The organism is Nonomuraea sp. NPDC049269 (genome assembly GCF_043197155.1).
Taxonomy (GTDB): domain Bacteria; phylum Actinomycetota; class Actinomycetes; order Streptosporangiales; family Streptosporangiaceae; genus Nonomuraea.
Window position 1 is genome coordinate 223,631 of the sequence record NZ_JBICSO010000003.1, and the last position, 14,597, is coordinate 238,227.

7 protein-coding genes are annotated in these 14,597 nt (G+C 70.0%); 3 read left to right on the forward strand and 4 right to left on the reverse strand.

Going from position 1 to position 14,597, the window contains the following annotated elements; translation table 11 throughout:
- Window positions 1-54: 54 nt before the first annotated feature.
- From ACGFNP_RS18770 to ACGFNP_RS18785, 4 genes are all read right to left on the reverse strand, one after another.
- Window positions 55-6,189 carry an RHS repeat-associated core domain-containing protein gene (locus ACGFNP_RS18770; RefSeq protein WP_358317139.1) on the reverse strand — a complete coding sequence of 2,045 codons (6,135 nt, stop codon included), beginning with the start codon at window positions 6,187-6,189 and terminating at the stop codon, window positions 55-57.
- A gap of 142 nt (window positions 6,190-6,331) precedes the next feature.
- Window positions 6,332-9,643: a LamG-like jellyroll fold domain-containing protein gene (locus ACGFNP_RS18775; RefSeq protein ID WP_358317137.1), complete on the reverse strand. Its 3,312-nt coding sequence runs from the start codon at window positions 9,641-9,643 to the stop codon at window positions 6,332-6,334.
- A gap of 164 nt (window positions 9,644-9,807) precedes the next feature.
- Entirely contained in the window at window positions 9,808-10,512 is a 705-nt protein-coding gene (locus ACGFNP_RS18780) for an alpha/beta hydrolase (RefSeq protein WP_393320020.1), read from the reverse strand.
- Window positions 10,513-10,603: 91 nt separating this feature from the next.
- On the reverse strand, window positions 10,604-10,894 hold the full coding sequence (locus tag ACGFNP_RS18785) for an ATP/GTP-binding protein (protein WP_393320023.1): 291 nt from the start codon (window positions 10,892-10,894) through the stop codon (window positions 10,604-10,606).
- A gap of 116 nt (window positions 10,895-11,010) precedes the next feature.
- Between ACGFNP_RS18785 and nucS the strand changes: the two genes are divergently transcribed.
- The 3 genes from nucS (at window position 11,011) to ACGFNP_RS18800 (ending at window position 14,568) form a co-directional block, all read left to right on the forward strand.
- Window positions 11,011-11,673 (forward strand): endonuclease NucS, encoded by a 663-nt coding sequence (gene nucS / locus ACGFNP_RS18790; RefSeq protein ID WP_358317131.1) that lies wholly within the window; start codon window positions 11,011-11,013, stop codon window positions 11,671-11,673.
- Window positions 11,674-11,749: 76 nt separating this feature from the next.
- Complete coding sequence (locus ACGFNP_RS18795; RefSeq protein WP_393320026.1) at window positions 11,750-13,063, forward strand: carotenoid oxygenase family protein; 1,314 nt, start codon at window positions 11,750-11,752, stop codon at window positions 13,061-13,063.
- Between the two features lie 32 nt (window positions 13,064-13,095).
- A complete protein-coding gene (locus ACGFNP_RS18800) occupies window positions 13,096-14,568 on the forward strand; it encodes an aldehyde dehydrogenase family protein (RefSeq protein WP_393320029.1) in 1,473 nt (490 codons plus the stop codon).
- Window positions 14,569-14,597 lie beyond the last annotated feature (29 nt).

Here is a 14,597-nt window from a genome sequence, read left to right on the forward strand (position 1 = left end):
CGGCGCGGAGCTGCGAGAGCCCCGCGCCGGTCCGTCATCGGCAGGAGAGAGGTGCTATCCCAGCCCGCCCAACAGAGTGTCGATGGTGTCGACGATGTTGTCCACGATCTTCTGACTTCGGGCGCCCAGTTCGGCGATCGCGCCAGACCTCTTGGTCAGCTCGATCTCCTCATTCTTCCAGAGCTGTTTCTCCGCACTTCCGGAGCCGGCGCGATCTGGGAGGCGCGTCGGGGGTCTCCCTTCGGGGTACATCCGGCCGTTGCCGTAGACGGTGTAGGACTGGGTCTGCTGCGTGCTGCCGTCGTTGCGGTAGACCTGGCTCGGTCTTGGCTGTGCCGGCTGCCGGCTCGCCTTGGGCGGCGACTGCCGCTGTACCGCTCTTTGGCTGGTCGGCCGGTGTGCCGGGCGCTGCCGCGCCTGCTGGATGCCGCGTGGGAGCCGGCCGGCCCGGTGGTTGCGTGCCCTGGCCGCCGCCGCGGCCCGCCTCTTCGCCGCCGCCTCAGCGGCCTTCCTCCTGGCTTCCCTTCTCGCCGCCGCGGCGGCCCGTCGTTTCGCCGCAGCAGCCGCGGCCTTTCTGATCTTCTCCGCGGCCTTCTTCTTGGCCGCCGCCAAGGCCCTCTTCTTGGCCGCCTCAGCCGCCTTCTTCTTGGCCAGTTCCAAGGCCTTCTTCCTGGCCAGTGCCGCAGCCCTGCGCTTGGCCGCCGCGATGGCCGCGCGCCTTGCCGCCGCCCGTGCCGCCGCCAACGCCGCCCGCCTGGCGGCCGCCTGCGCCAGCTTCCTGGCGATGATCCGCGCCGCGATCCTGGCCGCGATGCCGACGACGATCCAGAACAGCTGCCCGTCGGGGTCACTCATGCTGACGGGGCTGTTGTTGGCGTAGGCATAGGCGTTGAGCTGCTGCGGGTCCTCCTCGTCGATGATGGGGTCGACCGACATGAAGCGGCCGTTCTTGGGGTCGTACTCACGGGCGCCGAGGTGGACCAGCCCGGTCGTCGGGTCGTTCCCGCCACCGACGAACCCGCGCTGTCCTGGCCACCACTGTGGCGGCGATCCCCGGTCCTCGCCGAACGGCGTCATCCTCCTGATGGCCACCGCCGCGGTCCCGGCGTTCACCGCGGCCTGCGCGGTGCCTTGGTGGTCGTTGGCCAGGAAGTAGACCTGGTTGTCCGGCGTGCGGACCGCGATGGCCTCGCCGTTGATGGTGTAGTAGCGGGTCTGCTCGACCGCGTCCTTGGCGAAGTCGAAGCGCAGCTCCATGTCGTCGACGTACAGGGTGGCGTCGGTCGTGGTCTTGCGCAGCAGCCGCTCGCCGTCCGCGTCGTACACGAACGAGGTGCTCTTGCCCGCCTCCGTCACCGACTCCAGGTTGCCCTCGGCGTCCCAGACCAGGGTCTGGTCTGAATTGCCGACCTTGCGCCTGGTGGTGTTGCCGGCCTCGTCGTAGGCGAACACGTCCGCCCCGACGGCCTGCAGCGCGTGCGGCTGCTTGGCGCCCGCCGCCGGGAAGGTGGAGGTGCGGGTGGATTCGGGTGCGCCGCCCCAGGCGTGCTTGGTCTCCTTGATCCGGTTGCCGGTGGCGTCGTAGTTGTAGCTGACCGCGTAGGGGGCCACGCCGCCGATCTTGTCGGACTGCGGGGTGCCGGCGGCGCAGCCGTCGGTGGCCGTCCAGGCCGAGGTCATGCGGCGCAGATGGTCATACTTGAAGCACTGCGTGTCCTGGCCGCTCGCCTGCTCGGCGATCTTGGTGATGTTGCCCACCGCGTCGTAGGTGTAGTTGAGGTCGAGGTCGGCCGCGGTGGCGCTCTCCCTGTCCAGCCGCATCCTGGTCAGCCTGCGGGTGGACTCGTCGTGGGTGTAGGTGAGCCAGGTCTTCTTGCCTCCGGCGCCCAGCTCGTACTGCAGGGTCTCGCCCAGCTTGGAGTAGCGGGTCGCGGTCACGTACGACGACAGGCCGGTGACCTTGGTCGGCTGGCTGAGCTCGTCGTAGGAGTAGACGACCGACTCCTCCGCCAGGCCGCCGCCGGCGGGGAAGCTGACGGACTGGACCTGGTCGTCGAGCGTGTAGCGGGTGTTGAGCTGGTACGAACCGGCCAGCTTGCCCTCCCGCTCGGGGACGGTGACGGTCTGGCGCAGCGTGCGGTAGCTGGTGTCGATGGCGTTGATCTCCGCCTTGTACGCCTGCCCGCCCACGTAGCGGATGCTGGCGTTCAGGTGGCCCTTGGCCAGCGCGTCGTACTTCCACTCGGCCAGCAGCGTGCCGGTCGCGGAGTCCGCCCGCATCTCCTTCTTGCGGCCCAGCTCGTCGTAGACGTACCACAGGGTCTTGCCGCGGGCGTCAGTGGTGCTGAGCAGCTCGTCGGCGTCGTTGTAGGTCATCGTGGTGACGCCCTTGTCGGGGTCCTCGGTCTTGATCTCCCGCCCGCGCAGGTCGTAGTGGTGGCGCCACACGTTGCCCGCCGGGTCCGTCACCGTGGACAGCTGTCCCGCGTGGTCGTAGGTGTACTTGGTGGACTCGTACTCGCCGGTCGGGGTCGCGCCCTTGTACTGGCGCAGCTCGATGAGGCGGTCCTCGGCGTCGCCGATGCGGGTCGTCGCGGTGCCGCCCGGCGGCGGCGTCACGTGGATCCGGTCGCCCTCCTGTGTGGAGGACACCCGGAACTTCTCCACGCCCTTCGCCTTGAGGGCCTGGGCGCTGACGTCTCCGGTGCCGTCGAACGTCGACACGACCTGGGTCGGCACGTCGGCGTCGGCCACCGCGAGCAGCTCGGTGGAGGGCGCCCCGGTGGCGAAGTAGCCGGTGTTGGACTTGACCGTCTCACCGAGCGAGTTGTAGATGGTGTCGGTGATCGTGCGTCCCTCACGCAGCGCGGGGTCCTGCGTCTGGGTGTCGAGGGGCGCGGGTTCCTGGGTCTGCCGCTCGCGCAGCAGGCCGTCGTACAGCTCGTAGCTGGTGGTGTAGGAGCCGTCCGCGCGCAGCGTCTTCGTGGTGACGACGCTGGGACCGTCGTTGCGCATCTGGTAGGAGTACTCGGTGCTGGGCGACTGCCCCGCCGACTTGCTCCGGTCGGGCTGCCAGACCTTGACCAGGCGGCCGATCGCGTCGTGCTCCATGTCGACGCGGCGGTTGTTCGCGTCGACCTCGGCGATGGGCTCGCCCCAGGCCGGTTCGAGCAGGGTGCGGTCGACGTGGCCGAGCTGGTTGGTCTCGACGATCTCCGTCGCGGGGGCGCCCGCGGCCGGGGTGTAGGTGGTGACGGACTTGGTGCCGACCGCGTCGGTCTCGCTGGTCTCGCGGCCGTAGGTGTCGTAGGTGTGGGTGCTGTCGGTGCTCGCCGTGCCGTCCCCGGTGACGAGCTGGACCGCGGTCACGTCGCCCTTGCTCGGGGCCTGGCCGTACGCCTTGTTGTCGTACTGGACCCGCTGGTCGGAGATCACCTCTTCGGCGGCCAGCTTGGCCACGCCGGTGCCGCAGCCCGCGGCGACCTTCTGGATCCTGCTGGTGTAGTCGATCAGCCAGGCCGTGTCGTCACGGGCGTAGGTGTAGCGGGTGCACTGGTCGTCGTCGGTGCTGGCCAGGTCGCCCTTCTCCTCCACCTGGGTGAGCAGGCCCTTGGTGTCGTACGCGCGCTCCTCGCCGGTACGCCGCCACTTGCCGCCGCTCAACGCGGTGCGGGTGACCATGGACTTGGGCTCGACCACGTACGCGGCCTTGGTGACGCCGCCCTGCGTGGACTCGGCGGTCTTGAGCGACCACGGCTCCTCGGCGGTCGCGGTCAGGATGGACCCGCCGTCACCGTCGTAGAGGATCTCCTCGCGTTCGAACCCGGACAACTGGTCGAGGTCGGCCAGCTTGACGCCCTCGGTGTCCACCACCTCGGCCGTACGCTTGGTGCCGTCGGCCTGCTTGTCGCCGTCCATGCCCCGGAAGTACCTGAACTCCGTGAGCGTGCGCTTGGTGTCCTGGCCGTCGCCCTCGCGCACCCGTACCCGGCCGAACCCGCGCCAGTCCGACCACGTCCGGTGCTCGGGCTTGACGAGGATGTTCTCGGCGTAGCGCCAGGCGCCGCCGTCCAGGTACTCGTAGTCGGTGACCACGTTCGGCGAGCCCGCGACCCGGTCGGCCTCCACCGTCTGCGTCACCACGTACTTGTGGAACCAGTCGGTGACCTCGGCCTCGTTCGCCGGGGCCCAGCGCTGCGGGAAGCAGCGCCGGTTGTTCTTGTCGGCGGCCGGCAGGTCGCCCGGCTTGCAGTCGGCCGGCGCGTAGTTGACGCGCAGCTCGCCGCCGCTCTCGTTGTTCACCGCCTGAACGCGCCACTTGACGAGCGGGGCGCGACCCTCGTTGGCGTCCACCCTGTTGGGCAGCTGGACACCGGTGAAGGTGACCTTGGGCAGCGTGATCGTGCCGCCGACCAGGCCGCTCTGCTGGATCGACGCCAGCCACAGCGACGGGCTGAGGCCGTCACCCGTGGCGGGGAACTGGTGCGTCAGCGTCCAGGAGTCCACCGGGCAGTACTGCGCGCCCGCGCACTTGGCGGTGTCGGTGTTGAGCACCTGGGTGGTGACCTTGGCCAGCCGCTTACGCGTGAAGAACGTCGGCGACAGGCGGTCGGTGCACTTCACGCCGGAGTCGCAGATCTGGTCGAACGGGACGTCCGGCCAGCTGCTCGCGGTCTCCTTCTTGAGCTCGGCGGCGGCGCAGGTGATCGTTCCGCTGGGGAGGCAGCGCTCGGCCACGTCGAAGACCACGCGGGCCGCGGGCGCCTTGGTGAACAGCTCGCCCTTGAGGTAGCCGTAGTCGATGCGGGTGAGGTAGCCGCTTCGCGCGTACAGGGTGCCCAGTTCGGGCTTCATGTTGCGGCCGTAGTAGTTGTTCTCGAGCGCGTACCAGTACGTGGTGGCGTTGCCGTGGGTGTCCACCGCGTAGTCGAGGTTCCACCGGTAGGCCTGCTGGCACCAGGCGTTGGCCGGGGTGCTGTTGTAGCAGGGCTCGCCGCTGTTGTTGCCGAAGACCGGCACCGTCTGGACCGACTTCGTCTCCGGCTTGCCGGTGACCCAGCCGGGCAGGCGGTTCAGGCCGAAGGTGAACTGGGTGCCGTCGGCCGCGGTGACGCGCCAGTACTCACCGTTGTTGTCGCCGTTCACGGCGCCGGTGAGGTATTCGATCCGGGTGCCGTCGTCGCGCTTGGGGCGCCACTGCTTGGTGGTGGCGTCCTTGACCAGCTCGACGGCCGAGTTGCCGAGGGACAGGGTGGCGTTCTCCTGGTCCCAGCACAGGTCGCCGGTCTTCTTGCCGTCGATCATGCAGGACTTGTAACGGCGCTCGACGTAGCCGCTGGGGTTCAGCTCGAAGCCCTCACCCGCCCAGGACGGCTGGTTGTTGGTGGAGGCGGTGCGGCCGTCCACGCTCTGGGAGGAGTAGTCGATCGACAGGTCCGGCTCGTCACCGCCCAGCGCGGGCGGCGCTCGCAGCTCGTATCCCCAGCTGAAGTCACCCGACTGGGCGCCGACGCTCCACTGGGCCGAGGGGGCGAGCGAGGTGGCTCCATGGTCGCCGGACGACCCGGAAGGCGCCGCCGCCAGCGCGTACAGCGCGGGCATGTCCACGTCGGCGGTCAGGGTGCCCGCCTTCGTGTCGTTGTCGCCGGGCACCGGCTCCGGCCGCGGGCAGCCGGTCGCGGTGGCGGTCAGGACGCATTCGTCCAGCCGGACGAGCCGCAGCCGGGCGCCGTAGTCGCCGCCGTAGGCGTAGCGGAAGCCGGAGTAGTCGATCGCCAGGCGGGTCTTCCCGCTCTTGGCCGTCAGTCCCTGCCCAGGTGAGACCCGCAGGGCTAGGCCGAGCAGTCCGGCCTTCTGCGTCTGAGCGGGGTCCAGCAGCTCGACGCGGGCCGGGTCGGGGGTGGCCGCCTTGGCCGTCTTCGTCCCCGCCTTGGGCGCGGCCAGGCGGATCGGGAAGGTGGTGGCGCCCAGCGTCTTGGCCTGCGCGTCGCCGGTCACGGTCAGCTCGACCGTCTGCGCTTTCGGCCAGGTGATGCCTGGTGGCGCCTTCCACGCCTGTTTCTGGGCCGGATCAGCCTGGGCGGGCAGCACCGGGACCTTCTGCCCGCGTACCGGGGTCTCCTTCTGCACGGTCGGGGCGGAGCGGCCCGCGGCCTGCGCGGGCATCGCCGACACCAGCGTGCTGACCATGACGACGGACAGGGTGGCTGCCAGCCGCCGGGGCCATGACGACCGTTTCAGTGGTTGCTGTAAACGATTCCAGTACGAATCCGGCAGGTCTAACCCACTCGGCTGATCCATTTTTTCCGACCTCTCCCGGTCTTTTGGGGGGTTATTGGGCGGCTAGTTGGGAGATTTGCTCGGCGTTCAGCACACCGTCGTAGGTGCGGACGTCGTCCACGGTCCCCGGCCAGTAGCCGGCGAAGACGCCCGCGGTCTTGGCCCGGCCGAGCTGCAGCGGGCCGGTGGCGTTCCACGCGCTCACGTGGTCGGTGATGGTGCTGTCGGACAGGCGGCCGTTGACGTAGACACGCAGCTCACCCGCGAGCGGGTCGTAGACCCCGGCCACGTGGGTCCACTCCAGCGGCGCGGGTACGGCGTCGGACCGCGTACGCACCAGCGCGGCGGTGTCGGTGTCGGCGGCGGCCATGCCGAGGACCCAGCGCCCCTGCTCCTTGTCGAAACCGAGCTGGAAACCGCTGGCCCTGGTCCCGGACTGGGAGACGGCGGCGGCGTCGCGGGTGGGCAGGTAGTCGAGCTGGGTCCACATGGCGACGGTGAACCCGGCCTTGGTGTTGACGGCGGGCGCGCCGGCCTGTGCGTGGCCGTTGACGCCGTCGAGCGCGAGCGCGCCGTCCAGCCAGCCTTCGCCCCAGGTGGCGGCGCCGGCCAGCGTCGCGGCGGTGGCCCGGCCCGAGGAGTCGGCGGCGAGCGTGCCGGACTCCTCGTCGAGCTTCCAGTGCCCGACCAGCGTCGCGGCGCTGTTCACCAGGTCGGCGACCTCGTCGGCGAACATCGCCCGGCCGTAGACGCGGACCTCGTCGAGGTCACCGGGCCAGAACTCCGCCCCGGCCCCGTTGACCTTCCCCCGGCCGATCGCCAGTGACCCGGTCGCGTCCCACGGCTGGGTGAAGGGGGCCGTCGACTCCAGCCTGCCGTTGACGTACAGCGACAGCTCCTTGGCGGCCGAGTCGTAGACGCCGGTGAGGTGGGTCCACTCACCGAGCCGCGGCGCCGCCGCCGACAGCGCGCGCACGCTCTGCGCCCCGTCGGCGTCCGCGACCGTACGGCTCAGGGCCCAGCGGTCGTCGGCCTTGGAGTACTGCAGCGCGAAGCCGCCGGCCCGCGCGCCGTCCTGGCTGACCACGGTCGCGGTGGCGTTCGTGCTGGTCAGCCGCGCCCAGGCGGTGACGGTGAAGTTGCGCTGGGTGGACACGGCGGGGCCGTTGGTCAGCGCGTGCGCGCCTGTCCCGTCGAGGCGCAGCCCCAGCCCGGTCCGGCCCGTGGTCCAGGTGGCCTGGCCGGACAGGGTGGCGTGGTGGGCGCCCGTGCCGTCGGCGGCGACGGTGCCCTGGCCCTCGTCCAGGGTCCAGTGGCCGTCGGGGCCGGTGCCCGCGTTGACGTTGAACAGGTAGGTGCGGATCGGGCCCTGCTGTCCCGCGCGGTCCTTGCTGCGTACCGACAGCACGTTGGGGCCGTCATGACGTGGAGTGAGCTGGATCGTCGCCGTCCCGCCCGACTGGTCGGCCGCGACCTCCGTCTTCGGCGTGGTGTCGAGGCCGTAGACGTAGGTGACGACGTCGGAGACGCCGTTGGCGGTGAAGGTGAAGGAGCCGGCCCGGCCGACGCCGTCGTTCCAGCCGCCCTCGGGGTACTGCGGGGACGTCACAACCGGTTCCTTGCCGGGCGCGGAGGCGTCGACCGTGGCCTCGCACCAGGGGCCCCACGCGCTGTCGGCCTTGCCGTCCTCGGCGCGGACCCGCCAGCGGATCAGCGAGCCGTCGGCGTAGGCGCCCGCGGGGATCTGCGCGTAGAAGGCGCTACCCGTGCTCGCCAGCCCGGTGACGTACTCGCCCACCTTGACGCCGGCCGCGTTCCACCACTCGAACCGGCCTCTGACCGAGTTGTCGACGTCACGCAGCTTGGCCCACAGCTTCGGCGCCGCACCGCTGATGACCGGCCGCGCGTCACCGGACAGGCAGCCGCCTCCCGGGTCCGACCACGCGTCGGCGGCGACGGGCGCGGACGGCAGCGAGTTGTACTCGATCACCAGGCTGGGGTTGTTCTTGAACTTCTTCCAGCCGTAGCTGTCCGTCTCGCTCGTCGCCCGGATCCCGATCGTCATCGTGGACCACTTCTTGGCGGCCGCCTCGACCGCCATGGACGTGACGTCGAACTCCACGCCGCCGGGCAGGCAGGCCGATCCCCAGCCCTTCGCCACGTTCACCGTGGACAGGATCCTGTTCCAGGCCGGTTGGACCTTCCAGGTGGTGGTCTTGCTGATCGCGCCGGTGGACCAGGCTTCGACCTGCCGCTTGGTGCACGAGTAGGACCAGGTCTCGTACGTACGCAGCGTCGCCTTGATGATCTGCTTGCCGTGGATGGTCGTGCCGGTGGCCATCTGGAAGAAGGACCGGTTGGTCTGCCCGGAGACGTGTCCCGCCCTGGCGACGTCGTTGGCGTTCAGGAAGTTGGAGGTGGGGTTGTTGCTCCAGACGGACGTCCACGCGCCGCGAGCCGCCGAGAAGAACGGGTCGAGGTAGATCGGATAGCGGGTCGCCGGGTCCTCGATCATGCCCCGGTGCGGCTTGAGCACCAGCTTCTTGCCGACCAGCTTGAGGCCCATCACCTCGTGCCGGGCGTCCGCGGGCGAGCCTTCCCCGGCGGCGAGCGTGTGCGCGGCCGAGGATCCGGAGGAGTCCCACATCATCGGCGGCGAGGCGGTGAAGATCGTGCCGCCGTTCGCGTCGTTCGCTTCGAGGTTGCCGCCCTGGGTGGACTTCATCGACAGCCCGCTGGTCTTGATCGGGAAGCTCAGCTCGGCCAGGGCCGGGTTCTCGGCCGCCGCCCGCGACTTGACCACGAGGAGATGTGAGAAGCCGTCGACGTCCGCCTTCACCTGGAGATCCACGCCGGGCAGGACCTCGGGGTAGGTCGCGGTGTCACCGCTCAGCGCCGGCTTCGGCAGTTGCCCGGGCCAGGCGAGCTCCAGTGTCTTGCCGCCGCGGTTCATCCGGGCGAGCGGTGCGGTCCCACCGCCCGAGAAGCTGAGTCCCACCGCTGTGGCGACCGGTGCGAGCGACCCGTCGGGCTGTAACCGGAGCGTGGCGTCCGCGGCCACCCATGCGCCCGCCCGGCGGACCCGCACCGGCCGGGTGTACTGCTCCAGGGTGAAAGTGCCGTCCGGCTTGGCGAAGACCTGGCGGGTCTCGGTGCGCATCGCCTCCACCTCGACCGGCTTGCCGGTCCGGCGGGCGAGAGCGAGCGCGGGCTCCTCCCCCGGTGCCGCGTTCTTGCTCTGTTGTCGAAGGCCGGCGTCCGTACTCTTCTGCCGCGCACTGGCGACGGCGTCCAGATGATCAAGGGGCGCTGCCGCTACCGCCCCTGCCAACATCACCACGACCAGCCCACGAACTACGCGCATTCACCCTCGCCGGTACCGAGCTGGGGACACCGCGCAGGTCGAGCTCGCCCGGCGTCTCCACGATCTTCAATTGACGATCGGATTGTCACCCGGGAGAAGCGGTTCGTCTAGATCTCTGCCGAATTTCGTCAAATATTGCGCTATGTCTGAAAAAAATCGCCAGGTCAGACGTTGACGGGCAGCGGAGCGGCGGACGGGTTCACCCGGCGGACGATCTCGTCCAGGACGATGCGTACGTACGGCTCGCCCACCCACAGGTGCTTGGCCCCGTCGACCCCGATGACCTCGGCCTGCGGCACCCGCGCGAACCGCCGCTTGGCCTCCTCGGGCCGCAGGTAGTCGTCGAACTCCGGCACCAGTGCCACCAGCGGCCGGCCGAACCCGGCCCACGCGTCCAGGTCCTCGTCCGTGGCACGGTGCAGCGGCGGCGAGAGGAGGATGGCGCCCTCGACGAGCGGGTCGCGGGCCCACTTCAACGTCAGCTCGGTGCCGAACGACCAGCCGACCACCCACACGTGCGGCAGATCGTGGTATTCGGCGTACTCCAGCGCCGCCGCCACGTCGAACCGCTCCCCTTCCCCGCCGTCGAAGGTGCCGGAGGAGGTACCGCGATCGGAGGTGGTGCCGCGCGTGTTGAAGCGGAGCACGGCCAGGTCGGCCAGGGCGGGCAGGCGGTTGGCGGCCTTCTTGAAGACGTGGCTGTCCATGAACCCGCCGTGCGTCGGCAGCGGGTGGAAGGTGACCAGCGTCGCCACGGGTGGCCGGTCGAGGGGCAGGGCCAGCTCTCCGACCAGGATCTGGCCGTCGGCCGTGTGCAGCTCGATCGGCTCTCGCCGGGCGGGCAGCACGGTCGCCGCGCGAATCTCCAACGTCGGTCCCTTCAGAGTGGTCAAATCACGGGGGTCATGTTCGGGGGCGTGTCGCGGGGAGGCTTGCGGCGGGGGGCTTGCCGCGACGGTTTCAGTAGCGGGTGCGGCCGGGGCCGCGATCCAGTCTCTTGCGCCAGCACGCCGGGTGCCAGTGGCGGCGCTCGTCGTCACCGCCGCTCCAGGCCGGCCAGGACACCAGGTGCGGCTGCCCGGCGCGGATCTCCTGGTCGCAGCCGGGGCAACGGTAGATCTTGGTCGAGGTGGAGCCGGTGAGCATGCGTACCTTCCACTCCCCGTCCGGCCATTCCTCGACCCGGTCCACGCCCCCGGGAAAGCCCAGCGGACGGGAGGACTCCCTGCGGCGGGCGCGGCGCGGGCTCACGGCTCGGCCCGCGCCGGCCTCTCCGCGCCTCCCGCCCCCGTCATGCCGAAGCCGGCCACTCCCACCATCTCGAACGCCATGCGTCCAGTTTTCCAGAGCCGGTAGGGTTGGCCGTCATGCGGCTGGTCATCGCGCGATGCAGCGTGGATTACATCGGACGGCTCACGGCTCACCTGCCGATGGCGCCAAGGCTCATTCTCATCAAGGCGGACGGCAGCGTGTCCATCCACGCCGACGATCGCGCCTTCAAGCCGCTCAACTGGATGAACCCGCCGTGCAAGCTCAAGGAAGACGGCGAGACCTGGACCGTCACCCACGGCAAGTCCGGCGAGAAGCTGGTCCTGACGATGGAGGAGATCCTCCACGACTTCAGCCACGAGCTCGGCGTCGACCCCGGCCTGATCAAGGACGGCGTCGAGGCGCACCTGCAGGAGCTGCTCGCCGAGCACATCACGACACTGGGCCCCGGCTATTCGCTGATCCGCCGCGAGTACATGACGGCGATCGGCCCGGTCGACATCCTCTGCCGTGACGCGCTCGGCGCGACGGTGGCGGTCGAGATCAAGCGCCGCGGCGAGATCGACGGCGTCGAGCAGCTGACCCGCTACCTGGACCTGCTCAACCGCGACCCGCTGCTGACCCCGGTCCGCGGCGTCTTCGCCGCCCAGGAGATCAAGCCCCAGGCCCGCGTGCTGGCCGCCGACCGGGGCATTCACTGCGTCACCCTCGACTACGACACGCTGCGCGGAATCGAACCGGAGAACCCCACGCTCTTCTGATACGCGGACGACGTTCCTGTGTTGACATGTCACAGCTAGACATTCTAGTTTTGACATATCAAGATTGGAGCGTGATATGACGACGCCTTTCTACCTGAGCGGCAACCTCGCCCCCGTCTCCGACGAGACCGAGGCGTACGACCTGCCCGTCTCCGGCGCCCTGCCCGCCGAGCTGACCGGGCGATACTTCCGCAACGGCCCCAACCCGAGGCCGGGCGAGGATCCCGGCCACTGGTTCGCCGGCCACGGGATGCTGCACGGCGTACGGCTCGACCGGGGGCGGGCCGAGTGGTACCGCAACCGGTGGGTACGCACCAAGAAGTTCACCGACAACGCGCCCTTCATCGGCGAGAGCGGCCTCGACAGGGCCGCCGTCTCGGCCAACACCTCCGTGATCAGGCACGCCGACCGCATCTTCGCGCTCGTCGAGAACGGCCTGCCGCACGAGCTGACGCCGGAGCTGGCCACGGTCGGCCCGTACGACTTCGGCGGGCGGCTGGCCACGGCGATGACCGCGCATCCCAAGGAGGACCCGGTCACCGGGGAGCTGCACTTCTTCGGTTACGGATACTTCCCGCCGTTCGTCACCTACCACCGCCTGTCGGCGGACGGCGAGCTGGTGGAGAGCCGGGAGATCGAGGTGCCGAAGTCGACGATGATGCATGACTTCGCCGTCACCGAGCACTACCTGATCTGGCTCGACCTGCCCTTCGTGTTCGAGGCCGGGCGCACGGGCATGCCGTACGCCTGGGACGACGGATACGGCGCGCGGATCGGCGTGACGCCCCGGCAGGGCGGCCCGACCCGCTGGTTCGACGTCGACCCGTGCTACGTCTTCCATGTCGGCAACGCCTGGGAGGACGCGGACGGCCGGATCGTGCTCAACGCCGCCCGCTACGCGCAAGCCGACTTCACCGGACTGTGGGCGCGCATCGGCAACACCGGGGACCCGGCCAGGCACGCGGCCACGATCGCCACCGCGACGCTGCACCGGTGGACGCTCGACCCGGCGTCCGGCTCGGTCAAGGAGGAGGCGCAGGACGATCGGGGCATCGAGTTCCCCACGTTCAACGACGCCCTGCTCGGCCGGGCCAGTCGCTACCTCTACACGGTGGGCGAGAACTCCCGCTCCATCGTCAAGTACGACCACCGGACCGGCGCGGCCCAGGCGAGGGAGACCGGCGACGACACGGGTGAGGCGGTGTTCGTGGCGGCCGAGGGGGCGCGGGCCGAGGACGAGGGCTGGCTGCTGTCGGTGGTCACCACGGGCGAGAGCTCCGAGCTGCTCGTACTCGACGCCACCGACCTGTCGGACGTGGCGTCGGTCCGGCTGCCCCAGCGGGTTCCGGCCGGCTTCCACGGGACGTGGCTGGCGGACGTCCCACGCTAGTAAGCGATGGCTTACCGGTCTATGGTGACGCCATGACCACGCTGACGTTCGACTCACTGAACCCGGCGACCGGCGAGGTCGTCGGGAGTCACCCCAAGCAGTCCGCCGACGCCGTGCGCGAGGCCGTCGGCCGGGCCGAGCAGGCCGCGACCTGGTGGGCCGGGCTGGCCCCCGCCGAGCGCCGACGCCGCCTGCTCGACTACAAGGCCGTGCTCACCCAGCACCTCAAGGAGCTGGCCGGGCTCGTGCACGACGAGACGGGCAAGCCGGTCGGCGACGCCACGCTGGAGATCGTGCTGGCGATCACGCACCTCGACTGGGCGGCCCGCAACGCGGTCAAGGTCCTGGGGCGGCGCCGCGTCTCGACCGGGATGATCGGTCTCAACCTGGCCGCCACGCTCGAATACCTGCCGCTGGGCGTGGTCGGCGTGATCGGTCCGTGGAACTACCCGGTCTTCACGCCGATGGGCTCGATCGCGTACGCGCTCGCGGCCGGCAACGCGGTCGTGTTCAAGCCCAGCGAGCTCACCCCCGGCGTCGGGGTGCGGCTGGCGGAGCTGTTCGCCGAGTCGGTGCCGGAGCAGCCGGTGTTCCAGACCGTGACCGGGCTCGGGGAGACGGGCGCGCTGCTGGCGAAGGACCCGCGGGTCAAGAAGGTGGCGTTCACCGGCTCGACGGCCACGGCCAAGCGGGTCATGGCGGCCTGCGCCGAGAACCTGACGCCGATCGTGGCCGAGTGCGGCGGCAAGGACGCGTTCATCGTCGACGCCGACGCCGATCTGAAGGCCGCCGCCGACGCCTGTCTGTGGGGAGCGATGTCCAACGCCGGGCAGACGTGCGTGGGTGTCGAGCGGGTGTACGTCGTGGACGCCGTCTATGAAACTTTCATGCGCGAGCTGTCGGCCCGGGTCGCCACGGTCAAGGCGGGCGAGGACTACGGCCCGATCACCATGCCGGGCCAACTGGACATCATCCGGCGCCACATCGACGACGCCACCAAGTCCGGAAAAGTCGTGACAGGTGGCCCAGACTCGGTGCGCGCGCCGTACGTGGACCCGGTGATCGTCGAGGACGTCCCGGAGGACTCCCCCGCGGTGCGCGAGGAGACGTTCGGCCCGACCATCACCGTACGGCGCACCCGCGACGCGCAGCAGGCGCTGGAGCTGGCCAACGCCTCGGCGTACGGGCTGGCAGGCACCGTATTCTCCGGCAACGCGCGCCGGGCCATGGAACTGGCCCGGCTGATGCGCACCGGGATGACGGCCGTCAACTCGGTCATTTCATTCGCCGGAGTGCCCGCGCTGCCGTTCGGCGGGATCGGCGATTCGGGCTTCGGGCGCATCCACGGAGCCGACGGGTTGCGGGAGTTCGCCAGGCCCAAAGCGATCAGCCGACAGCGGTTCGCCATGCCCGGCATGAACCTGACCTCGTTCAGCAGAGGGCCCGCGGAGCTTGAGCGGCTGATCAGGCTTGTCACGTTCTTGCACGGGCGACGTAAGAGATAAAGTATATGCTCTTTCCCAAAACGGATCAT